The sequence below is a fragment of the Streptomyces sp. WM6378 genome (assembly GCF_001279695.1).
Taxonomy (GTDB): Bacteria; Actinomycetota; Actinomycetes; order Streptomycetales; family Streptomycetaceae; genus Streptomyces.
Genome location: NZ_LGDD01000008.1, coordinates 1 through 24,231 on the forward strand (window position 1 = coordinate 1; position 24,231 = coordinate 24,231).

Genomic DNA, 24,231 nt, shown 5'->3' on the forward strand with positions numbered 1-24,231 from the left:
GGCCCTCGAGTACATGCCGCAAGCGGCCGTGGCAGGAACGATGAGAACGCGGCCGACGAAGTGAGACCAAGCCACCTGACCGAGACAAAAGGCCCCGCCGAGCAATGCTGGAGACCTGTGGATCAGTTCCGGGAAGGACGCGGAAGGCGTACCTTCCCGAATGATCCTTTGATGGTCACCGAGTAGGCCCGCGTTCGCAGCGCGGGTCGGGAAGGCACGCCCGTGCTCAGCGTAGTCACCGACGACGGATCCACCCAGTCTGGATCCCTGATCGACGAGATCGTCCGCGAGGGCGCCCGCCGGATGCTGGCCGCCGCGCTGGAGGCGGAAGTCAACCAGTACATAGCCGAGTTGACCGCAGAGACCGACGAACGCGGGCACCGCCTGGTCGTCCGCAACGGCCACCACCAGCCCCGGACCGTGGTCACCGCCGCTGGCCCGGTCGAGGTCAGGGCCCCGCGAGTGAACGACCGGCGCGTCGACGACGCCACCGGCGAGCGCAAGCGGTTCTCCTCGAGGATCCTCGCGCCGTGGTGCCGCAAGTCGCCAAAGATCTCCGAGGTGCTCCCGCTGCTCTACCTGCACGGACTGTCGTCCGGGGACTTCGTACCCGCCCTGGAGCAGTTCCTCGGCGGCACCGCCGGCCTGTCCCCGGCCACCGTCACCCGGCTGACCAAGCAGTGGAGCGACGACCACGCTGCCTTCCAGGCCCGTGACTTGTCTGACCGCGACTACGTCTCTGCGTGGGCCGACGGCGTGCACCCCAAGGTCCGCCTCGGGCAGGCTCACTCGTGCGTCCTGGTCCTGCTCGGCGTCCGTCTGGACGGGACCAAGGAGCTCATCGCGCTTGCCGAGGGCCTGCGGGAGTCCACCGAGTCGTGGGCCGACCTGCTGCGCGACTGCCGCCGACGCGGCATGCGCGCCCCCGAGCTGGTGGTCGGCGACGGCGCCATGGGCCTGTGGCGCGCGCTCGCCGAGGTGTTCCCGCCCGCACGGCCGCAGAGGTGCTGGGTTCACAAGACCCGCAACGTCACGAACTGCCTGCCGAAGTCCGCCCAGCCGGGCGCGACGAAGGCGATGCAGGAGATCTACAACGCCGAGGACCGCGGCCACGCCGAGAAGGCGATCGATGCCTTCGCGAAGACCTACGGAGCCAAGTTCCCGAAGGCCGTCGCGAAGATCACCGAGGACCGGGAGGAACTGCTCGCGTTCTACGACTTCCCGGCCGAGCACTGTATCCACCTGCGGACCACGAACCCCATCGAGTCAACCTTCTCGACGGTCAAGCTCCGGACCAAGGTCACGCGAGGTGCGGGCAGCCCGGCGGCCGCGCTCGCGATGGTGTTCAAGCTGGTCGAGTCAGCCCAGGCGCGATGGCGTTCAATCACCGGTGCCCATCTGGTGCCCCTGGTTCGCGCTGGCGCACGCTTCGAGAACGGCGTCCTCGTCGAACGCGAGGAGCAGGCCGCTTGATCGACTCAAGGAGCCACCAGCGCCGAGAGCTTGGTGTGACTGGACTACCGCGTCCAGCGTCCCACGTCCGGCACGGTGCCGATCAGGCACTCGATGTCGGTCGGGAAGCCGGCGAGGGCATAGGCGGTCAGGCGCAGGTGGCCCTCAAGGCAGACCAGGTTGTCCTGCCTCTCGCCGACGAGGATGAGCGGAGGAAAGCGCTCACCTCTGATGACCGCGTGGGCCGCGTCGACGAACGGTTCGTTGGGCACGTCGAACGCCCGTAGCCCTGCTTTGATGCGTACGGCCGCGTCGGTCGGCCGGCGGTTGCCACCCGACAGTTCGACCCAGTAGGAATAGTCGAGGTAGCGCACGCTGGCCGCCTCGTCGGCGGACAGGACTGCCCAGGTCCACGTGATGTGAGTGGGGAAGTTCTCGAACAGGTCGCGGTTCTCGCCGTATCCGCGCGTCACAGCGAGCAGAGCGCGACGTGCGAGGTTCGCACCAGCGTCGGAGAGGTCCGGATGCGTCAGCAGCTGCCCGGCCCGCCCGGCTGCCGCCAGGTGGGACCGGAGGTCCTGGCCGAACCTCTGGCTGGACAGCTCGCCGCTCAAGAAGCAGGCGATCGTCTCGTCCTCACTACTCACACCCAGTACCTGCACGACCGTCAGCATAGGGTCGAACTCGTCGGGTGCCGCAGCCTGCTCGCACGTCATATCGTCCAGAGGTCTTGACTGCTCGCTGACAACGATAACCTCGTGAATGTCATCGGCCATCCTGGGACACTGGCCGCCATGGATGAGGTCAAAGTCGTCGTCGCCCATTCCGAGCGCGCGACCCTGCGCGTCGGCGACGTGTTCTTGAAGGTAGACCCCGATCAAGCACGCATCGACGTTGAGGTTGAGGCGATGGCCCTGGCACCGGTCCCGACGCCGGAGGTCCTGTGGCGCAAGCCGTCCGTGCTCGCGATCGCCGCGCTTCCGGGGACGGCGCTTGGGCGCCTTGGCGAGCCGTCGACCGCGTCGCCGGCGGCTTGGGCCGCGGCGGGTGCCGCCATTCGGAAGCTGCACGAGGCGCCGTTGCCGCCCTGGCCCGGTCGGCGCCGCCGGGGTCCCGACGAGTTGGCGGCGGAACTCGACGGCGAGTGCGAGTTGCTCGTGACGAATGGCGTCCTGCCCGCCGACCTGGTCACCCGCAACCGCCAGGTCGCCGAGGCTGCGATCCGGCCGTGGACTCCGGCGTTCACGCACGGCGACCTGCAGATCGATCACGTCTTCGTCGACGGCGACGACGTCACAGGCATCATCGACTGGTCCGAGGCGGGCCGGGGTGATGCCCTGTTCGACCTCGCCACCTTGACGCTCGGACACGAGGAGCACGTCGAAGACGTCATCGCCGGCTATGGCACCGACATCGACCTCGACGTGATCCGCGCGTGGTGGTCGTTGCGGAGCCTGCTAGGGGTTCGCTGGCTGGTCGAACACGGCTTCGACCCGTTCGCGCAAGGCTGTGAAGTCGACGTGCTGAGATCCCGGATGTGAGGGGGCGGGGCCCGGCCCCGTTGCAATAGCCCGCGCTCGCGCGACAACTCATCCACAGGTCTTGACTATTGCTCTAGCCGAGGTGATCGGAGAGATCAAAATCCCTCGCGAGCTCACGCCTCGTACGGCTCGGGATCTCCACGTGGTGGCGGCCGAGGCACAGAACTTCCTGCAGCGCCATCCGCTCGGCCTGGCCAAGCTTCTCCGGCTCAAGAACGGCATCGGCGACAGTCGGCAGGCGGCCGTCGGGGCAGGCGGCCAGACTGGCGACCAGGCGCTCGTGCTTGGTGCTTCCCGCGCCGGGTGGAGGAAGGCCGAGGCGCTCGCACAGCGCCGGCAGCTCCTTCTCGGTATAGCGCGTGTACAGCGCGGCGAGCACGCTGTCGAGCAGCCCCCGCAACCGCGCCATGTCCATCTGTTCCTCCATCCCATGATGATGAGCGACACCCTGAGCACGAAGCCGACACTGTGAACACCAAGGCCCCCTGCAGCCTGCGGCCACAGAGGGCCTTTCACATCACCACATCCCCAACGACAGTGTCGCCGTCGTGCTCATGCAGCGCATCGCACAACTGACGAGCAACGAGCCGAAGCCCTTGTCAGTCTCGGCGAGACGTGCAGGAGCGGACTCGATGCCTAGCGACCCGCGAGCGAAGCCGTGGGCGTCTCTCCTCGCAGAGTCTGCTGGAGCCGCTCCGCCTGCGTCTGCGCCAGGGACAACAGCATCTGCGAATCGTCCTGTTCCACATGCGTATCAGCCATCGCCACGACCACGGTGCCCACCCGCATCACCATCGACGTCACAGGATGGCCCGAGGTCGTATTGAATCCCGTACGCGCCACGCTGGCATTACCGACGGTCGGCATGGAGACCTGGCGGTCGTCCTTGTTGGCAAAGGAGGCGCTGCGGCTCGTGTACCCAGCTCTTGCAGTGTCTCTGCCGTCGTATGCGGAGAGCTCGATGTAGACATAGCCCGTGCCCTCCACGTTGTCGTACTGCGCCGAGGCGAAGCCCGTCATTCCTGCACAGACCGTTGAGGACTTAGGGCAGTTCTTGGTCACGTCCCGGCCGCTGGGTTGCTTCTCAGCCTTCCATCCGGTGGGCATGCCCTGCAGGTCCAGAACATTTTTGAGCTGGGAGAAGCTGACAGAGGCCGCCGAGTCGGGAGTCGCCACCTGGGAGCTGTGACCCTCGGCACTGGGCACCGTAGCGCTGTTGCCACAGCCAACTGCCGCCAGAGCCAGAGCGGTCAGTACCGCCGGTACCCGCACGCCCGTCATCCACTGCTTGCGGTGCACCCGCTGCCCCTCCCCGTCCGAAGCCTGACGCAGAGCATAGATGCCGATCACAGCATGCCGAGTTGAAGGCTCCCATTCTCCGGGCCCAAACCTCGTTGAGACCCCGGCCGACGGAACGGGCTCTGCCGGTGAGCCGTTCACCGATCACCACCCTGGGGCAGCAGGGCGGCCCTGCTGCCTCGGGGGCTGATCTCGCCGGTGGCCCTACGAGCAGTCCGGTGATCGTCCAATCGCTCGGCGGACCCGTCTTCGTCGGTCGGCGGAACGCCGTGCCCTATCGGCGGGATTCGATCCAGAGGACGAGGAGGCTGACGGCCCCGCTGCCGAGACTGTAGGAAGCCCCGCGAATCATCTGGTGACGGACAGATCGGCCGTAGTCGCGGCGCCACGTCTGCAAGCGCTTCGTGATCCCGTTGCGTGGAGGGTTCGGGCCGTTGGAGCGCTTGTTAGGCTGCGTCATAGGTGTTCCTTCCTGGGTGTTGGGATGCCGCACAGGGAGCCCTCCCGGCCACTGGCCTAGGAACCGATACCGGGGTTGCAGGGCTCCTTCTGTGTTCTCAGCGGAGTCTAACGACGGGCTTTGACAACGACCTTGACGCGCATGCGAGTTGAAGATCTTCGGGTGTAGCCAGACCAGGGAAACGCGTAGCGAACGCGGGCCTATGCGTAGCCAAAGCGTTCCGATCCTGCCCCTCTGAAGCGCCAAAAGTGAGACGCATCACTTCGCCCGTCGAGCGGCGATAAGCCAACTGTAGGGACCACCCGCGGACTTGGCCTTCGTCACGTGGGATGGATGACTTCTCCTGGCCACGGGGCCGTACGTGCTGGTCAGGAAGGAGCTTGAGTAGCCAGCGGGGAAGCAGCGTCTAACCAGAGACCAACCAGGTCCAGGATGATGTTCGTGAATCTGGCTGGATCGGCACACTGGCGCTGCGGCTCCGGCGGTCGCAGCCGCACCGGACCCGTCCTCGCGGCCGGCACGCAGATCTGCGCCGAGTTCAACTATGCCGCCATCGCCAGGCCCTGCCTCACCCTCACATAGAGCCGCCCTGCGGTTGCGGCTTCTTCCGCACGGGCTGTGCCTCGCGGCATTCCGGCGATCGTTCGTACAGCACCACCCGGACCAGGAACTCCGCGAAGGCCACGCCGGACTTCGCGGCCTCTCGGCGTCATCGTGCTGCAGGCTCGCCCTGGGACAGACCTCGTTCCGAGGGCGGGCTGCGACGGCATGGTGGCATGCTCCTCGCCGCTACGGGGCCGTGCGGCAGGTTTCGGCATAGGTGGAGAAAAAGTTGGCGCCGGTCAGCTTGTTCTGCGCGAGCTGCGCAGCGACGGCCTGTTCCTCGCCCCAGTTCCCGAGGTCACTGGCGAGTGCGGTGGCGTACTTCATGACCGCCGCGCGCAGCAGCTCGTACTTCGCCGGGGGGACCACCCGCATGCCGGGTACCGGGGTGCCGGACTGGTCGGCGGTGCGGCTCCGGTGCAGCATCACCGGCAGGGCTTTGACCTCTGGGTGCTTCGTGGTGCACCAGTTGACACTGACGCCGAGCTGCCCCAGGTCCTTCTTGGCGATGGTGTCTGTCACGCAGCCCGTCTTGAGTTCCGTCACGGCGAACTCCTTCGAGGTCAGGGCCCAGAGGTTGTCCGGGCCCTTGCCCTCCTGCTTCTCGGGCCGGGTGCTGACGAATCCGAGGTGGAGGCCCAGGCGGTGCCAGGCGTGCTCGGCGTCGTCCGATCGTTCTTCGAACTCCCAGGCCACATCTTCGAGGATCTTCTTGATGCCGAGCACCAGGGGAATGCCGTCGGTGTACTCGTTCGCGAGGAACTCGGCTGCAGCGCGTGCCTGCACGGCGGCCGGCTTGATCTGGGCGGAGGTGACGCCGGCGAGGGGGCGCAGGACGAACGGGTTCTCGCCGACGGCGGTGACCAGGCTCTGCTGGGCGGCAACGGCGTCGGTCTGGTGGAGATAGGCGGCCTTCTGCTCCCGCAGCCACCCGCGCAGCGGCTTGTCGTCGAGGGTGTTCATGGTCTTCTGGAGGCGGTCGGCCGCCCTTTCCGGCAGGCCGGTGGCGGCCAGGTCAAAGGCTTCACGCAGCGCCACTGCCTCCGGGCGCACGGTGCCGAGCTGGGTATAGCGGATCTCGGCCAGGGCGCGGCGGCTGCGTCCGGTCCACCGAGGGTCTCGGGTCAGGCATGCTTCGAGGGCATGGCGTACGTCGTTCAAGCCGCCGCCGTGGATCTGTTCGGCGATTTCCCGGCTGATGGCGAGATGGGCCTGGGTCGCCGGCGAGAACAGCTGCAGGTGCCGGGGCTCGTGGAGGGCGAGTGCGAGGTTCGCGCCGAGGAGGAGGACCGCGCAGTAGTCCTCGCCGTCCCGGACGCCGCGGCCCATGCCCTGCTCGATCCGCTGGATTTCCCGGGCGAGGCGGACCGGGCTGTCGGCCAGGGCCACGGACTCGCGGCGTTCCACGGCGTCGAGGGGCCGGGGGATGCCGTCGAGGATGAGCAGGCGGCAGGCGTCGGCAGGCAGGTCGACGCCGTCGTACTTGTTGACCATGACGACCAGGCCCACATGGCTTTCCTGAAGCTCTTTCACTCCGGCTGCGAGGTCCTGCACGTGGTGGGTGCGGTCGGCGTAGGGCTTCCAGGCGGCCGCGGCCTGGGCGCTGGGTACAAGGACGACGACGTTGATCGGGTCGGCGTCCCGTGCACCGTCGCCGTCCCGGTCACCGTCCGCGTAGTCGCGGGCCAGCCGGCGCACGGCGTCGTTGTCGAGGTTGGTGTTGAGGGCGATGGGCGCGAGGATCATCCGTTCGCCGAGATCGGCAGCGCTGCCCGGTGTGATCGGCCGGGCGACCAGGGCGGGGTCGGCCTGGAAGTCGGTGACCAGAGCACTGTCGTCGGCCAGGGTGGCGGTGAGGTAGACGCGGCGACGGGCTCGGGCGAAGGAGGGGATGCGGTCGATCGGCGGGCACGAGGGCCGGATCTCGATCGCCGTGGGCGTCGCCGTCGCGGAGCACAGGGGCAGGACGTGTGCGATCAGCGGCCACGCGAACTTGAAGGCGTCGTCGCCACGGTGTGGGTGCAGGATCTTCAGGACCTGCTCGTTCTTGTCCGACCAAGCCCAGAAGGGGATGGTGGCCAGCGCGCTGAAATCCCGCGCTTCAAGGTCGGCCAAGTCGTTCGGGGCCTGGTGCCGCAGGTCCTCGCGGAAGAGGTCCAGCAGGTTCTGATAGGCATCGTGCCCGGAGGGTACGCGGAGCCGGAACTGGTCCTCGGTCCGCGCGAGTGCGGCGTGGGCATCGTCGACCACGACGACGCCGAGGTCGACAGGATGCTTGCCGTCGCCGACAACACCGAACTGGGACTTGCCGTTGATCGCGTGCGGCCGCCAGGGAAAGGTGGCGGCCCGGTCGATCTCCGCAGCGGGGATTCCGTGCCCGTTCCAGACGTCGCGATGTCGCAGGATGTCCCGACGGTGCACGCGGATGCCCTCCCCCTTCGACGAACCCCTGGGCCCTGCGGCTCAGGCCGGCGGCCGCGACCGGGATGTGCGATTAGGGGTCGTCCATGGAGGTCGGCAGCTCAGGGTGGTGGGCCACGCAGCACGAGCATGCGAACCCGAGATCACCGGTCATAGCGCCGGGGCCTAGCCGCTGGCTGCGGCATCGCCCCAGGCGGGAGCCCCGCCCATCACGTCGAGGCGCCGACTACCGCTCTCTGTCGCCAAACAGCGTGCTCAAAGGACACTGTCGCGCTCAGTCACAAGCAACCGGCTTTGCGCCCCACGGCCTGGGCCCCCTCGACTCCGCCAGTCCACTGGACGCGCCGTACAAGCCCGGGCAGCTCCGCAGCTCATTGCGATCGCTTTGATCGCCTTCACGTCCACCACCGGCCATTCACTCAACTCCCGTTTCTGTGAAGCAAGTTGGGGGATTTGCCTCTGTCTCGATTTCGCCGGAAGGACGGGTTGTCGGGAGTGGTGTTGGTGGCTACGTTCGGGGGTCGTCAGTCAGGACCAATGTTGTGTGCCTCGGGGGAGGCAGGGGGCGCCGGCACACCATGGCCGCCTTCGTCTGTTCCTTCTGGGCTCACCCGTCCGCACGGCTGCGCGCGTCTCACGGCCGTGCCCTGCGAGGAGACATATGAAAGGCAGACGTTTACACGGCTTAACCGGACTGCGCGGGGCCGTGGCCCTGGGGGCCGGACTCACGCTCGTGTTCGGCGGCACTGCCGCGGCGGGCGTCCCCACCGGTGAGGATGTCGGCAAGGCCAAGCCGGCGGCGCCCAAGTGCAGCTTCGCACAAGGCGAATGGGCTCATTGCGTACGAGTGGTCACGAAGCTGGACCATGCTCCCGCGGTCGGCGGGACAGCGAGAATCTCCATCGACGTCACCGCGCAGGCCGCCCTGTCCGACGCCCGCATCGAGGCGGACCTGCCCGGCACGCTGAGCTGGGCAACCGCCCCCGAAGGACTCTCGGTGCAACACCTGGACTCGGCGGCCCCGCTACCGGTCGGCCCGCTGGACCGCGCGCAGGGCTCCGTCGCTCTCGCCCCCGGCGCGACCCGGCACTTCGAGGGCACGGTACGCGCCAAGGCGGCCGGAGCCGCGCCGGTGGACGTGCGGGTGAGCGGCACCAAGCGGGACGGCACGGACTCCGGTGCCGCCCGCACCTTCGTCACCGTCGGCCGCACCCCGTCGCAGTCCCTGCTCGGCTACCGGGCACCCGCCAAGGGAATCTCGGACTCCACCACGGTGCCCGCTGGGATCACCCCACGACGCGCTACGCCAGAACTGCCGTACAAAAAGGTGGAGTTGACGAAGAAGGACCAAATATCCGATGCGTCACGGCACGCTGCGGACAAGAGCAGGAGCGGAGCCGTCCGCGCGGGCGCACTGACCTGCTTCAAGGGCAGCTACAACTACGACTTCCCGGCGGGAACCTCGCACCCGTCCATCAACCTGCAGGTACAGCTGCGCGCCAAGCACTGGTACGGCGACGAGACTCTCGGTACCTCGATCACCGACAGCACCGGCCATTACCAGGTCTGCTCCTCCGACGCGGGCGGCGAGGACGACTACATCCGGTTCGTAGCTGAGAACGGACAGTGGTCCGTCCGCAATACGGACGACGACGTGTACCAGTTCGTGAGCCAGACCTTCACGAACGTCGGCGACGGAACAACCACGGACGTCGGGTTCCTGCAACCGGCCGACGCCAACCTGATGCCGTCCCTGCACATCTTCGACGAGGCGAATGATGCCAAGTCCTGGACGCCTGGCGCCTGCTGGAGCGCCCACGATCACGATTGTCGGCAGATCCCCTACAACTGGAGCCCCACCTCGACCAAGGGCACCTTCTACAGCACAGACGACAAGCACGTCTATCTGACCGGACCCGACCCCGACTCGCGTTCCGTGGTCGTCCACGAAACCGGGCACGCCGTGATGGACGACGTCTACGGCGACCACTTCCCGGCCGCCCCCAACTGCAGCCCCCACTACCTCACGTCCACCTCCTCTACCGGCTGTGCCTGGACCGAGGGCTTCGCCGACTGGTACCAGTCGGCCGTCTACCACGACCCGGAATACGTGGACACGCACAACAAGATCTACCTCGATCTGGAGAACCACACGTGGGGCACCGCCAACTGGCAGGACGGCGACACCGTGGAGGGCCGGGTCGCGGGCGCACTGAACGACATCGCCGACACCGGCCATGAGAAGTACTGGGACGACTACGGCGAGGGCGCGCCCGGCCACATCTGGGACACGCTCCTGGCCGGCTTCTCCGCCACTTTCCACGACTTCTGGAACCTGCGCGGCCAGAAGGGCTACAACGTCTCCGACCCGGTGCAGGGGAGCCTCTACCAGAACACGATCGACTACGGCTTCCGTAACCCCCTCGCCGACAACCAGACGCTGACCCGGCCCGCTCCAATCCCGGCACAGCAGAATTACCACTACGCGACAAACGTCGTCTTCTGGTCGGTGACGGCGGTGCGGCCGCCTGCGGGCGGGTCGCTCTCCCTGGAGATGTACGGAGACCGCGACCAGAAGCAACTTCTGGCCAAGAGCGCGGACGGCCAGGACGTCGTCGACTTCGTGGCCGTCGATTCCAACCACCGGCCGCTCGGCGAGATCTACCCCCGCGTGGACACCACGGGCAGCAACGGCGAGTACAGGATCCAGCTTTCCCAGGGGGCCCGCCAGATGCAGCCAAGCGAGGCCATCGCCATGACCGCGCCCGACAACATCGTGACGGTCCGGGACCTGTGCGTGCCGACGAACACGAAGGCGACGATCACGGCGACCCCGTCGGACCCGAGCCAGGACGCCGAACTGTTCCTGATGGCGTCGGACCCGGCCCAGTCGAGCACCTGGGTGCAGCCGCGCGCCTTCGCGGCGGCCAAGGCGGGAGGGCAGGGCCCGGGCAAGGCCGAGTCATTCACCTACACCGCACCGGCCGCCGGCTGCTACGGGGTGGTCCTGGTCAACAAGGCGGGTAGCGGGACCTACACCCTCGCCCTGGCCACGTCATAAGTGTGGGCCACAGCTGACTGGTTGCTCCAGTCAGTGTCATCGGTGCGTACGGAGCGGGAGGCAATCGGTCCGTACGCACCACGGCCCACTCGCGCGTACGGAAGAGAACAGAACACAAGGGAGGGGACGAGAATGGGAACCGGACCTCGGCGCGGCACGTCCGAACCCGTGTCCCCACTCTCGAGTACCGCGCGCCGTCTCCTGATCCCGGCTGTGCCGTTGGCCCTGCTGCTCGTGGGCTGCGGCACGGGTGCCGCGCGAATCGCCGACACTCCCGTGCCACGCGGCGCCGAGGCTCTGGTCCTGCGGGCCCAGCACTATCCCAGCTCACCGGCCCCCGCCGGCACACCGCTGCCGGACTTCGCACTGTACGGGGACAGCAGGATCTACACGCCAGGCCCAACCACCGGTGCTCTGACAGGAGTTGAGGTCCAGCTTCTCACCGAACGGGCCGTCGACCGGCTCTACCGGAGTGCTCTCAAGGCGGGCCTCGATCAGCCGCACACCTACGACAGGGCCGCGCCCGACGCACCAGGTCTTGTCGTCGTCCTCGGCGTCGCGGGACGGCACGTGGTGACCAAGGTCGTCCTGCCCGACGCCGGCGAAAAGGGGCGCCGAGGCGACGTCGCTCGCCTCGCCGCCTTCACCCCGGCCCGGCTCCCGGCCACCGACCGCACGCGCGGTCCCGCCCCGTACGCCTACTCTGGGCTCGCCGTGACCGCGACGGTCCGGGGAACCGGGACAGCATCGGGCGCCCGGCCGTGGCCGCTCAACCCACTGGCGGCCGGAGAGCACGTCAACGGCGGCTCCTGCACGGTACTGCGTGGCGCCGACCTCGAGCACGCCCGCCATCTGCTGACCTCCGCCCGGCCAGACTCCCTGTGGACGAGCGAAGGCTCGACGTTCCTTCTGCACAGCCGGCCGCTCCTACCCGGCGAACACAACTGCCACGACCTCAAGCTTCCGGGCTGATCCGAGCCCCCCGCGAGTGACCTGTCGAACGCCGCGGAACGGCAGTCGCACTGTGGTCAGTTCAGCCGGGTGGTGGCATAGGCCTCGATGGCGTCACGCTGGAACGCGGCCAGGCCCGGGGCGATCTCCTCGTACGCGGCGCGGCAGGCCTCGTTGTCCACGCAGGAGCGGCCCATGGCTCGGTACTCGTCGGCGGTCACGGTGCGCAGCGCGGTCAGGGTCTGGTACTGGGCGTGGATCTCGGCCTGTACCGGGTCCGCGTCGGCGCGGTACCCGGCGGCCATGGGCTCGGCCAGCTTGACCATCTGTGCCGTGCGCTGGCGCTGTCCAGCCTCGATGTCGTGCGCGCTCATCGCGGAGACCCGGCGCGTCACCGCCTGGGCATGCTCGGGGAAGTCGCGCAGAGTCTGCTGATATTGGGCGGGCGTCATGCCCTCGAACAGGTTCTCCGGTCGGTTGATGGTCATGGGGCTGCCGTCCTTCCTGGACTGTTCCAGTTCAGCGATCGTGCGTGAGACGGTGCCGGCCAGGGCGTCGAGGCGGTCGCGCAGGATCAGAACACCCGGCGGGGTCGACCGCGGATGTGTGTTCCTGGCGCAGATCGAGATAGCAGCGCAGCCACACCCCGGGCTCGCCCGGCGTCCTGGTCGTGCGGTGCACGGGGGCTGTCGCCCAGCACCCGGCCAACGCTTGCTGGAAGGCGAGGACGGTTTCGTCATCCGCCGCCGCGACATCGACGACTACTCTCCGGCCAGGTGCCGGACGGATATCAGGCGATGGACGGCCGGTCGGCGCTGAAGGTGCGCGTCACCTTCTGAGCGCGGGGGCCGGCGGCACGGGGTATGGTTCCTCCCGGGCCGCGCGGCGCCCTCGTGATGTCAGGTGGCGCGCTTCACGTGGCGGACCAGCCACATCAGCAGGGCGTCCAGGTCGGCGGCGGCCGAGAGGACCCGGTCAACCGCTTCGGGGGTGTGCAGCCACTCCTCGCAGCCGAGGGGGCGGGCGGCGATCAGCGAACGGTGGCGCAGCAGGTCGCTACGGGGCTGGTCCGTCGAATAGCCGCGCGGGGCGCATTTCATCACGTCCCCGGAGATGTCGTAGCCCCTCTTCCGCACGCCCTCGACGATGGCGGACAGTTCGCGACCGCTCCCCTCGGAGGCCACGGCTTTGCGGAACGTGTCCACCTGGCCGGGGTCGGGGTACCACCAGGCGCCCTGGATCCGCAGGCCGTCCAGGTCGAACCGGAGACCGATCTCGATCTTGCGGCCGAGTCGGATCACCGCGCCCTGGTGCTGCCACCACCAGGAGTCGGTGCGGTAGTGCCAGACGGAGAAGTCCTCGTACCGGGGGTCGGTGTCCGCGACCGCGTTGAGCAGGGCGATCATCGGCTGCCGGACCAGGCGTTCGCGGTCCGCGCGGTAGCGCTCGCGGGTCGCGCGGGTCGGTTCGCCCTGGAGCTGCCACAACACGTCCATGGCCTGTTCCGGCCAGCCGGTGAACTGTCCGCGCATGCGCGGAGGATAGCTCACGCATCATCCGCGCGCGGGGAGAGTGAGACGGGCAGGGAGACGAATAGCCCTGTCCGCGTCGTCGTACCGCAACCGCAGCGCGCGGTCAGTGGTCGGTCTCGGCGAGGTCTGGTTCGGCGGCCATGACCAGTTGGCTGACGGTGTGCCCGTCGTGGCTGTGGAGAGTGACGCGGTGGAGTCCCGGCTCGCTGAGCGTGATGCGGGCCGTTATCTGACCGTCCTCCCAGCCCGGTGTCGGCTGCTGACGGTCCGTCGGGTCGTCGGTGTTGGCGACGTGGCAGGTGAGGCCGGCCAGTGAGTCGACGCGATCGACGGTGAGGGCCCATGGTTCGCCGACAGTCACGAGATCGGGGAGGGCGATGCCACAGCCCGGCTCACCCTGGGGAGGCCCGAGGAAGAGGTCTTCCATGAGGATTTCGCCCACGGCTTCCAGAGCGGATTCCGCGCGGGCGAGGTCCCCGTGCTGCAGGGGCAGCGTGGTGACGACGGGGCTGAGGGAGGCGGATTCCCGGTAGACAGTGCCGTCGCCGTGGACGGAGAAGTACATCACCCGGTTGTTGCGGTCGCGGATGAGGGTTCCGTCGCTGTTGGAGCGCGCTCCGTCGCCGTGGGGTTCGACCGCGCCGTCGCGCAGGGTCAGGCTCTGCCAGGTGGCCTGGGTGGTACCGACGACAGCCCGGTGGTCGGGCAGTTTGACGTGGCGTTGGGCGGCGCTGAAGTCGCAGGCGTCCTGGGCGAGGTAGGGATTTCCGCCCAGTGCTGTGATATCGCTGACGGTGAGGGGGCGCACGTCGTCGCCGGTGCGCAGGCAGCGGTACTGCGGCAGCAGGTCGTGCAGGCCGGGCATGGTCGCGCACAGTGCGCGGAGTTTGCGGTGCGGCAGCGGAACGGGGGTGCCGCGTCCGGTGTTGAGGATTACGGCGGCCTTGACCGCGCTGTGGAAGGGGGTTCCCAGGGTGATGACGCTTCGGGTGTCGGTGGCGAGGTCACTGTCGTGGGTGCCGTCCAGGGCGGCGCGGGTGACGAGGCCGCCCATGGAGTGGGCCACGAAGACCAGACGGGCGGCGCGTTGGTCTGTTCGGTGGGCACGGGCTCGGTGGTGTGCGGGGTGGTTCTGCCAGGCGGTGAGGTGGCGCCGGGCCCGTTCGGCCAGGATGCGGGCGTTCCAGGCGACGGGCAGGCGCCAGTCGTAGGGGAACTCCAAAACGGCGTCGGGGTGGGCGACACAGTCCCGGACGGCATCCAGCAGGTCAGTGTACGGCTCCTGTCCGCGGAGGTAGGGGGTCCAGGCGCTGTGCCGCAAGAGGCGGGTGGCCTGGATCCGGCCAACTTTCCCGGCGAGTTCGTCTTCGGTTAGGTGCAGCTCCTGGAGGCCGTGGCGGCTGGTCCATGCCTTGAGGAGCCAGCCGGTACCGGACAGCCCCCACAGGACTCTGCCCGTGCTGGTGTCTCTGAGCTCACTGCCCATGATGCCCGGGACGACCACCACGGCGTCCTGGGTCACATGAGGCAGTAACTCCGCTTGTTCGTTTGTTGGTTGGAGGGCGCGAAGCTGCCGGTGGGAGTCCATGGCTGTGAACAATATGGAAGATGAACGGGGAACAAGGCGGGTTCGGAGCAGCTGGTTCCACAGCACTGGCGATCCCGGCGACAGGGACGCGGGACACGGCCGGGGTTTTGGTGGTCCTGGCGGTGCCGGACGGCACGGCCGCGTTCGATGAGGCGATCGCCGCCCAGTTGGAGGCCATCGGGCTCTGGTGGCCGCAGGGAGCAGGGCGGTTCACATGGGTGGAGTCCGGGGCGCGGAGTGCGGGGCCGGTGCGTACGCGGCGGGATGTCGAGTCTTTCCTGGATGAGGCGCAGCTGCGCGAGGCCGCACCGGAGGGGCCGTTGGTCGTGTTCATCACCGGGCACGGGCTGGTCGCGCCCTCTTCAAGGCACTATCTGCTGTTGCCGGACACCGACCGGAACCGGCTCCTTGCCACTGCGGTGCACACGGGCGAGGTGGTGGGTGCCGCGTTGGATTCGCGTGCGCGCGACGTGCTGGTCATCGTCAACATGTGCGAGGCTGCGGGCATCGCCTCCGAACTGGCGGGCCTGGAGGGAGATCTGGCGCTGGCCCGCTCGGCAGAGGGCACGCTGAATGTGCTGGCCACCACCGCCGTGCGGACGCCGGTACAGGGCAAGGAGTTCGCGCTGATCCTGCGGACGGCATACGAGCAGTTGCGTACGACCGAGGGGATTACGCGCGAGTTCCTGAGCATGTCCGAGTTCAGCGGTGCGCTGAGCCGGGCCGCGGAGCAGATCGCCCGGACGCGGCCGCCCCGGACGCGGGCGGTGAAGGCGAAGGGGAAGCCGCTGCACTTGCCGCGGCCGGTGCTCACCGGCCGGCTGGAGGTGCCGACTTCGGCGCTGCCCAATCCGGGATTCCGGCCCGAGCCGGACATCGTGGCCGCAAGCCGCCGGGAGCTGGCCACCCCGTCCGGTGAGCTGGAGTACTGGCTGGACAAGGCGAGCGGCCGGCTCACCGCTGACGATCCGGGCTGGTACTTCTCGGGGCGGCAGGCCCTCAACCGGCGCCTAGTGCGGTTCCTGGGCGGCCCGCGCGGGGTGCTGGTGGTGACGGGGGGCGCGGCGAGCGGCAAGTCGGCATTGCTGGGCCGGGCCGTGACCCTGAGCGATCCGGGGTTCCGAGCTTCGCACCGGTACGCCCCCGCGGTGCAACGCTGCCCGCCGGAGACCGTACCTGCGAGCGGGGCGGTGACGGCCGCGGTGTCGGCGCACCAGCGCTCCTCACTGGTCGTGCTGCAGACCCTGGCCGGCATGCTGGGGTGCGCGGCGCCCGCCGAGGGTGCGGATCTGCGGGAGTGGCAGGACTCCTTGGGTGCGTTTCTGTGCTGCCCCGGCCCTGCGGTGTCCGTGGTCATCGACTCCCTCGATGAGGCCTACGGTCCACAGCGGTTCATCAGTGAGGTCCTGCTCTCTTTCGCCGGCTGTACCCGGGGGCGGCCGGGGCACACGGTGGTGCCGGGCCAGGTCGCGGAGGCGGCGGAGGGCCGCCCGCGGGTGGTGCGGCTGCTGCTGGGGGTGCGCAGCAGCCGGCCCGCTGCCGTCGGGAGTCCGGCCGCCGGGGCGTCGGCCGGTGATCTCCTGGCGGAGGTGTGTGCGGCGCTGCCGGACGCGGCCGTGCTGCGTACGGACGAGGAGGACGCGGTCGGCGATGTCGGCGCCTATCTGCGGGCGTTGCTGGAGGGCGAACCGTCCTGGAGTGCCCCGGCTCAGGCGCGGGCGGCGTCGGCGGTGACCCGACGGGTGGGGAAGTCGTTCCTCAACGCGCGTCTGGCAGCGGAGCAGTTGCGGGCGCGCGGGCCGGAGCTGCTGTCTGATCCCGGCTGGCTCTCCCGGCTGGACGAGGGGATCGTCGGGCTGCTGTGGAGCGACCTGGAGCAGGCCGGCCGCGAAGGCTTGCCGATGGGCGAGGCGCTGGCGCTGCTGCGCGCGACCGCGTTTGCTCTGGGGCGCGGGGTTGCGTGGGGGGAGGTCTGGCCCGCCCTGGCCGAGGCCGTGCACCAGGCGCCGGTGCAGGATGCGGACGAAAAGATCGGTCGGCTGCTGAAGGGCCGGATGTCGGGGTATCTCACTCACGACAGTGAGGACGACCGGGTGGTCTACCGGCCTGCGCACGAGCAGCTGGCCGAGGTGTTGCGCCGCTGGCCGGAGGCCGGCAGCGGGGGGCGGAGGACGGCCGGTTGAGGGGCGACGACAATGCTCAGGAGCACCGCCTGGAGGACGAAGGTGCGGGCGACCAGGCCGTCCACGCCCGGATCGCGGCAGCGCTCGCGCGGATGGCCCGAGCCGGGGAGGGGCTGCCGCCCGCCCCCTATGTACGCCGCCATCTGGCCCGGCATGCCCACTTGGGCGGTGTTCTGGACGACGCACGGGTTCCGCCGGACGTGCTGGCGTGGGACACGAGTGGCAGCGTCCGCGGACTGCTCGGCGCCGATCCCGCCCCCGGGCGGCGATCGTGGCTGAGCGCGTGGGCCGTGGTCGAGCCCTACCTCCAGGACGCGGATCTCGCCTCCCGGCTGGGCAGTCTTCACTTGGCGTACGCGGCACTCCACCACCCGCGGGTGCCGGGCGCCCGGATGCCCCCGAATGCGGCGGCGCCCGCCGACTCTCCGCTGGCGGTGCTCTGGGCCCAGTGGTCCCCGCCGTCCAACGTGCTGGCCACGGTGACGGATCCGGTTACCAGCCTGACGGCCGTGCCGCAGCACGGCGGCGTCCTGTTGGCCGTGGGAGGCAGGCACGGCACCATCGCGTTCCTCGACGCCCTGACCGGAAGGCGCATCGGAGAGGCTCTCACCGCCCACGACGGAGAGATCCGTTCCCTGCGGACCAGCGTCGCCGACAGCACCGGCCACCGCTTCCTGGTCTCGGGCAGCACGGACGGCAGCGTCCGCATCTGGGACGCCCTGCGCGGCAGCCTGTACGACCAGATCCAGCACAGCGAGGCCGTGTGGACCGACGACTGCGCCTGCTACTTCGCGGACGACGGCGCACTGTGCGTGGTCAGCGTCAACGGGCGTGGTGAGCTGGCCCGTTGGACCGCCGGGTCCGCGGGGGCGGCGCCAGCGGCCCGGCGAGTGCTGGCCACCGTGGAGCCGGTGCTGCGCGCCGCCGTCACGACACTGGTCGACGAGTCCGGGCAGCGCCGGCTGGTGCTGGCCGCCGGCTCCCTGAGCGTGCGTGCCGAATCAGGCTCCGTCATCACCGATTTCCCTCTCGACAACCCGGTACGTGCGCTGGTCGCGGGCAGCGAGCCGGGCCGGTTCTACTGCGGCCATGCCGACGGCGCCCTGACCGCGTGGGACGTCCGGGACGGGCAGCAGGCCGTGCTGGCGGGCCACGGCCCGCCGGTCGTGGGACTGACGGCTGTGACGGTGGGAGGCTGCGAGGTCATTGCGGCGGGCCGGGGCACCACCATCTGTTTGTGGGACCCCGTCGACGGCCGCACCGGCGACCTTGGCGGCCATCAGGGAACGGTTGCCGCGGTGGCCGGTTTCGGCATCGCGGGTTGCGACGGCCTTGCCTCGGCCGCGGGCGACGACACCGTCCGGCTGTGGCCCCAGGCCGTTCTGCAACAGCGGCTGGAGGGCGGCGACTACGTGGCGAACGGGCCACGCACGGCAGCGGCCGCCTTCACCACCGGCGGCGGCCGGGCGCTGGTGGCTGCTGCCGAGGAGGGCGGCCCCATCGAGGTGCGGGACATCACCTCGGGCAGCCGCATCGCCTGCGTCACCGCCGAGCCCGCTCCGGCGGCTGCCGCGATGACGTGGGCCTGCTGGCCCGGTGGGCGGCTGCTGATGTGGGCCGGCACCGACCACACAGTCCGGGGATGGGACGCCCTCGGCGAACGGGCCTGGCCTCATGTCCTGCCGTGCGGCCGGCACCCGGTACGCGCCCTTGCCACGTGCACCACACTCGACGGCCCCCTGCTCCTGACCGGCGGTGACGACTGGCGGGTACGTCTGTGGGACCTGAGCACCGCCGCCCTGCTCCACGAGTGGCCGGGCCACCGGATGAGTGTGCGCGCAGTCGCGGCAGCCGTCGACGTCGCCGGTCGCACCTGGCTCGCGTCGGCCGGCGCCGAGGGCCTCGTCCGGCTGTGGAACACCGGCACACAATCCGTCGGCACAGCGGCTCCGGGGCCGTTGCGCTGTGCCCAGGGGGTCATCAATGCGCTCAGCATCAACGCCCTTCCGGCTCCCGGCCTTTCCACCCATCTCGTCAGCGGCGGCGACACCGGGACACTGCGCTTCTGGGACCTGGCCACCGGCGAGCCACTCGGTGCCCCCGTACCCGGACACCGTTCGCCCATCGATGCCGTGACCACCTGGACCGCGGGCGGCCAGTCCTATGCGGCCAGCGCCTCCCGCGACGGCATGATCCGTATCTGGGAGGCGTCGGCCCAGCGCTGCGTGCTCCAGCTCGCCACCGCCACCCCGGTGCGCTCACTGAGTGCTCATCCCCGCCCGGGCGGGGACGGCACCGTACTGGCACTGAGCGGCGAGGCCGGGGCTGCCGTCATCGATCTCGCGCCAGACCCCCGCAGCTCCCCCCACGGCAGGTGACCAAGGCCTATGCGCCCCCCGAAATGCATCGTGCGCCCCTGATGACCGGCACAATTGGCTCGCTCTGGTCCCGCTCGGACACAAGAATGATCGCCTGTGGCGGGAGGTGACCGCGGGAGCCGCCTGCCCCACAGCGTGCGCTCCCCAGCGGCGCGTGCGACAGGGACAACGTCGAACGCGGCCCGACGGGCGATCCCGCCGGCGGGCCCTCCCCCTTCACCCCGCCTGGCCGGCCGGGCGACGGAGCAAGGAGCGGAGCATGGACCAGGCAGCACCATCGCCGGACATCCAGCTGGTGGAAGCACCGGAGCGCGGCATCTGGCGGCTCGGGAGGGCTACTGGCCCCCTCAAATACGAAAGGATCACCGAGGCGGACGACGCAAGCTCGGTCGGCAACCGCTGGAGCCACAGCGACCACGGAACCCTGTACTGCGCCTCCGAACACGACGGCTGCTTCGCCGAGGCGCTTGCCGGGTTCCGCGTCCATCCGGACATGCGCGATGTGATCGGCGACGACTGGCCGGGGCCCTACTACCTGGCGCCGGGCACCATCCCCCGTGACTGGAGGACCCGCCACGGGCTGGTGCGCCTGCAACCGGCCAAGGGCAGCCTCTTCTTAGACGTGGATGACCATCGGACCCTGCGTGCGCTGTCCGAAGCGCTCCAGGACGAACTGGCGGCCCTGGACGTCGACAAGCTGACCACCGAGCACATCCAGGGGTTCAAGGACCGGCGCGTCACCCGCCAGATCTCCATCTGGGCCGTGCAGCAGCGCACCGCACACCAGGAGCACCTCATCCAGGGCATCGCCTACCGCTCCCTGTTCGGGATGCGGCAGTGCTGGGCGGTCTTCGACCATGCGCAGCTCGAACAGGTCGAGTCCAGCCTGATCTTCCCCGAGGCCGAGGCCCTGCGCACCGTCGCGGACGAGTACGGCCTGACGGTGTTCTGAACGCCCCCCCGCCCGGGCCACTGGAAAACACACCTCAACAACACCTCGAAGCTGTAGCCCGAACGAACGAAAAACCGGCGGCCGCCGTCTGCCCGTCAGCACCGAAACCACGGCCACAGAGAGCGAAAGGCACAGGTCACAGAGATATCCCTGATCCGATGCCCCACCATCCGTGCACGTGACAGGCATTCAAGTAGGCGTCAAAACGGTAGAGTTGGGGAAGCACTGTGGGTAGTCTTGACTCAACAACAGCAAAGGAGAGACGTCATGAGTGTCGTCACCGCCCACTTACCACGGCCGTGCATCTCGCCCTGCACAGTCATACCTGCCGCAGTCCCAGCACCCTCCCAGTGCGCCACGGCGCACACCCAGCAGCACAGGCCGCCTTCAGCAGTCCACGCACCGGATCCACCGTGACCGGCAAGCACCGATGCTGAACCAGGGCAGCGCCCGGCACCCCGAAACCCCGTAGCGGTCACGCTTCCCCACGGGTGGCTCCACGCCCCAAGAAGCGTCCTCCGGCCTTCCTGCCCGGCCACGGCCCGCGGCATCAGGCCCCCGTACCCGTCGCCTGACATGCGACCGCATCCCTGCGGCGTACAGCCAGGACAGCGAGGGAGAACCTCAAATGCCTGCGACCACCGCATCCCCGAAGAGCGCCGTCAGCGCCGAGCGCGCACACGCCGCGACCGTGCGCACCTCCACCGCCGACATCGCCCGCTTCCTCCAGGACAACCTCGGCCAGCGCCTGACCGCCCGCATCGCCGGCATCAGCGACACCAAGCAGGTCGGCCGGTGGGCCTCGGGAGACATCACCCCTCGCCACGAGGCAGAAGCCAGGCTGCGCGCCGCCATCCAGGTCTTCCACCTCATCCAGGACGCAGAGAGCGTCTACACCGCCCGCGCCTGGATGATCGGAATGAATCCCCAGCTGGCAGACGAGGCTCCGGCCCAGTGCATTGCCGACGGCCGCTGGCGAGACGTCATGGTCGCTGCCCGCGCCTACGTCGACGGCGGCTGACCTCGCCAGCGATTCGAGCTGCTGGATCAAGGACCACGGGGGCCACGCCGTATGAGCCTGTGAGCCTCACGTGCGCCTTCCGTGTCTGCACTTCTGCGCGGAGGGGCGCCTGGGGGACGCTGTCACCTTGGCTGAAGACGCGGGTTGGTCTTCGTGTTGGTGGTGGCTGGGAGCGGTCTGTTGTGGGGAGTGCGTCGCCCTTGTACCGGGCCACTGGAACGACTCGAAGGCGCCCGCTCCAGCCTTCGATTCGCGGAGAGGCGCATCGTCGGCATCGAGGCTCGCCTCCTTGAACGTGAGCAACCCTGAAGCGGCAGCCGCATCATCGGTCAGTTCTGGTCAGCGGCCCTATGGCCGATCTGTTCAAGGAACCCTTGGACGGACTCTGCGGCAACCTCGAAATCGTCGAACCAGGATGCCGTGATCGACCTCCAGACTCGGCCGCTGCCTGCCACTGCGAACAGATGGCCACCACCGTCACTGGCGAACACGATGGCCGACGGATCATCATCAACCTGGACAGAGCCGTATTCGCGGAAGTGGTCGGCGACCACCGAGGCCGAGTGAATGAAGTATCCGTGCTCGACATCCGGCAAGGAGACCTCGCCAATCACCCAGTAAAGGGTCGTGAGGTCCGAGGGAATCAGCGTCAGGTCCACAAGCGCGTCCGTCGCCTTGCTGCTCGCATCGGTGGCGAGAATGACGGCGTTCTCGCCGGGTAGAAGCCCACGGGTCTGCAGAAACGATGACATCACGGTCTCGAGCGCAGCAGAAGTCTGCTCGCACCAACCTCGCACCCATTCCGAGTCGAGCCGCTCACCAGACACGTTCATCCTCCCCGACGTACCACCAGCTCACGATCCGAGCCCTGGAGAGACTATCGAAGGCGTCACGGACATGTCCGCGACGCATCTGGCCCGATCGGTCCGAGGTGCCTGACCGCGGAATCTCCTCCACCAGCAAGAGCCCGCCTGCCGGGCACCGGACACGGCGAAACCACGCGATCACGGCACCAGCCAAGCGGCTCTTCCGGCGGGACGGGTTCGTGGATGGCCATCTCTGAAACTCATCGAGGGCCTCGTCCACCTCGGCGTGCCGGTGGGGACTCGCACGGGTGACAGTGGCAGATCCGCATCTCAGTCCGTTGGTGCGCACGACACCGTGCCGAGATGGAGTAGGAGTTCTTGAGTGAGATCCTCGCCCGTGGCGGTGTTGCGGCGGTGGAGAGTGCCCTGGAGGGTTTCGCCGGGCAAGCGAGTGAGGACGAGCTGGAGGAAGCAGTCGATCTCGCATGCCGTGTCATCTCGGACGACACGGCCCGGATTGGAGCTCATGCTGACCAGCAAGGTGCCAGGGTCCGAGAGCTTGAGCAGCAGATTGACATGCTGCTCGACACCACCATCAGAGAGATTCTCGAACAGAGAAACACTGGGCCGTAGTTCAGGGCCCCGGAGAGGTTCGCGGGCGAGGAGGACATCCTCGCGTGCATCGCGATGCCGTTCCCGTCGAACCATGGCGACTCAAGCTGCTCAGTCGGTGCAGGCACGCGGACAGGTCGTTCCCCGACGGACCGGCCGCCGCGCTCCTGCATCGGGACGACCGCCCGGGCGCCGTCCCCGATGATGAGCCGACTCCTGGCCATCTGGCTCGGAACCGACGACGTCATGACCGTCTTTTCGCGTGAGTTCGCCGATGCCATCAATCTCCCCATGGAAGACAGAGAAGGGCCGCGAGCGTGACCCTTTCGCGGCGCAACGCCAACTCGCCAAGCGCCCCGGCTATAGCCGACGCGACCCCGGCGATCAGCAACAGGACTGACCGCACTGACCGCCCCCGGAGACCAGCCGGGGGCGTTGCCGTCCGCCACGGCCCGCTGTTCACCGGCACCGCCGTGGCCCGGAGACGACGCGCCCCGTTGACCGTCCACAGCGTCCAGCAGCTCAACCGGGAACCGTCTGATCGCCACCCCGTGTCACTGCCGAGAGCACCCGCCGGCCCGGTGGTGAAGTCGGCTTCCACAGCAGCGGCCCGGCACTCCCCCCAGGGTGCCGGGCCACCGTCATACCGGGGGCGCTCAGTCCTGCTCGCCCGTCCCTTCCACAGTCACGCTCAACGGTTCAAGGGCCGCCAAGGGAGGATGGAGCACGCTGGGCTCAGGCCGCGGCCTCCAGGCGCGCCTCGATCGGCTCCACCAACTGTTCCATCATGTGCTCGACCGGCCGGTCGGAGGCGGCGTACAGCGCAGCACGGCAGCGATGTCAGCGTCGGCGCGTAGGCTGCTCGGGCAGCCAGGGGGCGAGGAGAAGCAGATGATCACCGGACACTTCAGCGGGCTGGACGTCTTCGTACTGGCACCCCCGGTCATGGCGGTGGTTCACCTGTTGCTGCCTTTCGTGTTCTCGGTGCGTCCGGTCATGCTGGGCCGTCGTGTGGCCGTCATCGTTGGCGTGTGGGCGTTGGCCTGGGTGGCCGCGTTTGTTCTGCCTCGCCTGAGTGAAGCGTTCGCCCGCGAAATGGGCGGCGGGCCTTCGGTGATCGATTCCGTGGTCTTGACGGCCGCCATGACGGCCGTCGTCACGGCGACGGTCGCGTGGAGCGCTGGACCGCGTCATCGACGCCTAGACGTTCTCCCTGTCACGCTTGATCTTGGTGGTTTGGCTGCCCTGGCACTGCACTACCGGGGGGGGCGACCGCTTGTTACTCTCTCCGATCATGCGAGCCCTCTTCCCAGGATCCTTCGACCCGGTCACTCAAGGGCACCAGGACGTACTCCGGCGTGCTGCCCTCCT

General features: G+C 68.9%; 19 protein-coding genes and 1 pseudogene. 11 read left to right on the top strand and 9 right to left on the bottom strand.

Translation table 11 applies throughout. From position 1 onward, the window contains the following. Nucleotides 1-222: 222 nt before the first annotated feature. Complete coding sequence (locus ADK54_RS02260) at nt 223-1,473, top strand: IS256 family transposase (RefSeq protein WP_078966073.1); 1,251 nt, start codon at nt 223-225, stop codon at nt 1,471-1,473. Nucleotides 1,474-1,517: 44 nt separating this feature from the next. On the opposite strand, the gene ADK54_RS02265 is transcribed toward ADK54_RS02260, so the two are convergent. After that, nucleotides 1,518-2,228 (bottom strand): hypothetical protein, encoded by a 711-nt coding sequence (locus ADK54_RS02265; protein WP_234391885.1) that lies wholly within the window; start codon nt 2,226-2,228, stop codon nt 1,518-1,520. A gap of 18 nt (nt 2,229-2,246) precedes the next feature. Between ADK54_RS02265 and ADK54_RS02270 the strand changes: the two genes are divergently transcribed. Then, the gene (locus ADK54_RS02270; RefSeq protein ID WP_053723778.1) at nt 2,247-2,993 is read left to right on the top strand and encodes a phosphotransferase family protein; all 747 of its coding nucleotides are present in this window, start codon (nt 2,247-2,249) and stop codon (nt 2,991-2,993) included. A gap of 73 nt (nt 2,994-3,066) precedes the next feature. Here ADK54_RS02270 and ADK54_RS02275 read toward each other — a convergent pair whose 3' ends face one another. Both ADK54_RS02275 and ADK54_RS02280 read right to left on the bottom strand, forming a co-directional pair. After that, the gene (locus tag ADK54_RS02275) at nt 3,067-3,420 is read right to left on the bottom strand and encodes a hypothetical protein (RefSeq protein ID WP_159047594.1); all 354 of its coding nucleotides are present in this window, start codon (nt 3,418-3,420) and stop codon (nt 3,067-3,069) included. Between the two features lie 209 nt (nt 3,421-3,629). Next, the gene (locus tag ADK54_RS02280; protein WP_053723780.1) at nt 3,630-4,343 is read right to left on the bottom strand and encodes a hypothetical protein; all 714 of its coding nucleotides are present in this window, start codon (nt 4,341-4,343) and stop codon (nt 3,630-3,632) included. 850 nt (nt 4,344-5,193) lie between these two features. Here ADK54_RS02280 and ADK54_RS45570 point away from each other — a divergent pair. Beyond that, complete coding sequence (locus ADK54_RS45570; protein WP_159047595.1) at nt 5,194-5,334, top strand: hypothetical protein; 141 nt, start codon at nt 5,194-5,196, stop codon at nt 5,332-5,334. A gap of 207 nt (nt 5,335-5,541) precedes the next feature. On the opposite strand, the gene ADK54_RS02285 is transcribed toward ADK54_RS45570, so the two are convergent. After that, entirely contained in the window at nt 5,542-7,776 is a 2,235-nt protein-coding gene (locus tag ADK54_RS02285; RefSeq protein WP_053723781.1) for a helicase C-terminal domain-containing protein, read from the bottom strand. A gap of 847 nt (nt 7,777-8,623) precedes the next feature. On the opposite strand from ADK54_RS02285, the gene ADK54_RS02290 reads away from it, so the two are divergent. Together ADK54_RS02290 and ADK54_RS02295 are read left to right on the top strand one after the other, a co-directional pair. Next, entirely contained in the window at nt 8,624-10,837 is a 2,214-nt protein-coding gene (locus ADK54_RS02290) for a hypothetical protein (RefSeq protein WP_159047596.1), read from the top strand. Between the two features lie 168 nt (nt 10,838-11,005). Next, nucleotides 11,006-11,809 (top strand): hypothetical protein, encoded by an 804-nt coding sequence (locus ADK54_RS02295; RefSeq protein ID WP_159047597.1) that lies wholly within the window; start codon nt 11,006-11,008, stop codon nt 11,807-11,809. 56 nt (nt 11,810-11,865) lie between these two features. On the opposite strand, the pseudogene ADK54_RS02300 reads toward ADK54_RS02295, so the two are convergent. From ADK54_RS02300 to ADK54_RS02310, 4 genes and pseudogenes are all read right to left on the bottom strand, one after another. Next, a pseudogene (locus ADK54_RS02300) lies at nt 11,866-12,369 on the bottom strand (TipAS antibiotic-recognition domain-containing protein); the annotation flags it as partial. Continuing rightward, nucleotides 12,308-12,577 (bottom strand): DUF6207 family protein, encoded by a 270-nt coding sequence (locus ADK54_RS47135; RefSeq protein WP_267886970.1) that lies wholly within the window; start codon nt 12,575-12,577, stop codon nt 12,308-12,310. The gene ADK54_RS47135 and the pseudogene ADK54_RS02300, both read right to left, overlap by 62 nt. Nucleotides 12,578-12,687: 110 nt before the next feature. Beyond that, nucleotides 12,688-13,320: a DUF2461 family protein gene (locus ADK54_RS02305; protein ID WP_234391886.1), complete on the bottom strand. Its 633-nt coding sequence runs from the start codon at nt 13,318-13,320 to the stop codon at nt 12,688-12,690. Nucleotides 13,321-13,423: 103 nt separating this feature from the next. Beyond that, the gene (locus tag ADK54_RS02310) at nt 13,424-14,842 is read right to left on the bottom strand and encodes an esterase/lipase family protein (protein WP_234391887.1); all 1,419 of its coding nucleotides are present in this window, start codon (nt 14,840-14,842) and stop codon (nt 13,424-13,426) included. 86 nt (nt 14,843-14,928) lie between these two features. On the opposite strand from ADK54_RS02310, the gene ADK54_RS02315 reads away from it, so the two are divergent. From ADK54_RS02315 to ADK54_RS02330, 4 genes are all read left to right on the top strand, one after another. After that, nucleotides 14,929-17,091, top strand: coding sequence for a hypothetical protein (locus ADK54_RS02315; RefSeq protein ID WP_159047598.1), 2,163 nt, complete (start codon nt 14,929-14,931; stop codon nt 17,089-17,091). Continuing rightward, nucleotides 17,088-19,469 (top strand): WD40 repeat domain-containing protein, encoded by a 2,382-nt coding sequence (locus ADK54_RS02320; RefSeq protein WP_053723785.1) that lies wholly within the window; start codon nt 17,088-17,090, stop codon nt 19,467-19,469. Before ADK54_RS02315 ends, ADK54_RS02320 begins: the two co-directional genes overlap by 4 nt. Nucleotides 19,470-19,728: 259 nt before the next feature. Then, nucleotides 19,729-20,421: an RES family NAD+ phosphorylase gene (locus ADK54_RS02325; protein ID WP_053723786.1), complete on the top strand. Its 693-nt coding sequence runs from the start codon at nt 19,729-19,731 to the stop codon at nt 20,419-20,421. Nucleotides 20,422-21,049: 628 nt separating this feature from the next. Further along, entirely contained in the window at nt 21,050-21,442 is a 393-nt protein-coding gene (locus tag ADK54_RS02330) for a hypothetical protein (RefSeq protein ID WP_053723787.1), read from the top strand. A gap of 329 nt (nt 21,443-21,771) precedes the next feature. Here ADK54_RS02330 and ADK54_RS02335 read toward each other — a convergent pair whose 3' ends face one another. Next, entirely contained in the window at nt 21,772-22,275 is a 504-nt protein-coding gene (locus tag ADK54_RS02335; RefSeq protein WP_053723788.1) for a hypothetical protein, read from the bottom strand. A 351-nt stretch (nt 22,276-22,626) separates the two neighbouring features. On the opposite strand from ADK54_RS02335, the gene ADK54_RS02340 reads away from it, so the two are divergent. Both ADK54_RS02340 and ADK54_RS44585 read left to right on the top strand, forming a co-directional pair. Continuing rightward, entirely contained in the window at nt 22,627-22,881 is a 255-nt protein-coding gene (locus tag ADK54_RS02340) for a hypothetical protein (RefSeq protein ID WP_053723789.1), read from the top strand. Nucleotides 22,882-24,154: 1,273 nt separating this feature from the next. Further along, nucleotides 24,155-24,231, top strand: a 77-nt coding sequence (locus ADK54_RS44585) for an adenylyltransferase/cytidyltransferase family protein (protein ID WP_159047599.1), incomplete at its 3' end; no start/stop codon positions are given.

Excerpts from the sequence above, each read along its gene's own strand:
- ADK54_RS02315 (WP_159047598.1), top strand. The coding sequence starts at position 14,929 with ATGAACGGGGAACAAGGCGGGTTCGGAGCAGCTGGTTCCACAGCACTG.
- ADK54_RS02275 (WP_159047594.1), bottom strand. The coding sequence starts at position 3,420 with ATGGAGGAACAGATGGACATGGCGCGGTTGCGGGGGCTGCTCGACAGC.
- ADK54_RS02265 (WP_234391885.1), bottom strand. The coding sequence starts at position 2,228 with ATGGCCGATGACATTCACGAGGTTATCGTTGTCAGCGAGCAGTCAAGA.
- ADK54_RS02335 (WP_053723788.1), bottom strand. The coding sequence starts at position 22,275 with ATGAACGTGTCTGGTGAGCGGCTCGACTCGGAATGGGTGCGAGGTTGG.
- ADK54_RS02325 (WP_053723786.1), top strand. The coding sequence starts at position 19,729 with ATGGACCAGGCAGCACCATCGCCGGACATCCAGCTGGTGGAAGCACCG.
- ADK54_RS02330 (WP_053723787.1), top strand. The coding sequence starts at position 21,050 with ATGCCTGCGACCACCGCATCCCCGAAGAGCGCCGTCAGCGCCGAGCGC.
- ADK54_RS02305 (WP_234391886.1), bottom strand. The coding sequence starts at position 13,320 with ATGCGCGGACAGTTCACCGGCTGGCCGGAACAGGCCATGGACGTGTTG.
- ADK54_RS02270 (WP_053723778.1), top strand. The coding sequence starts at position 2,247 with ATGGATGAGGTCAAAGTCGTCGTCGCCCATTCCGAGCGCGCGACCCTG.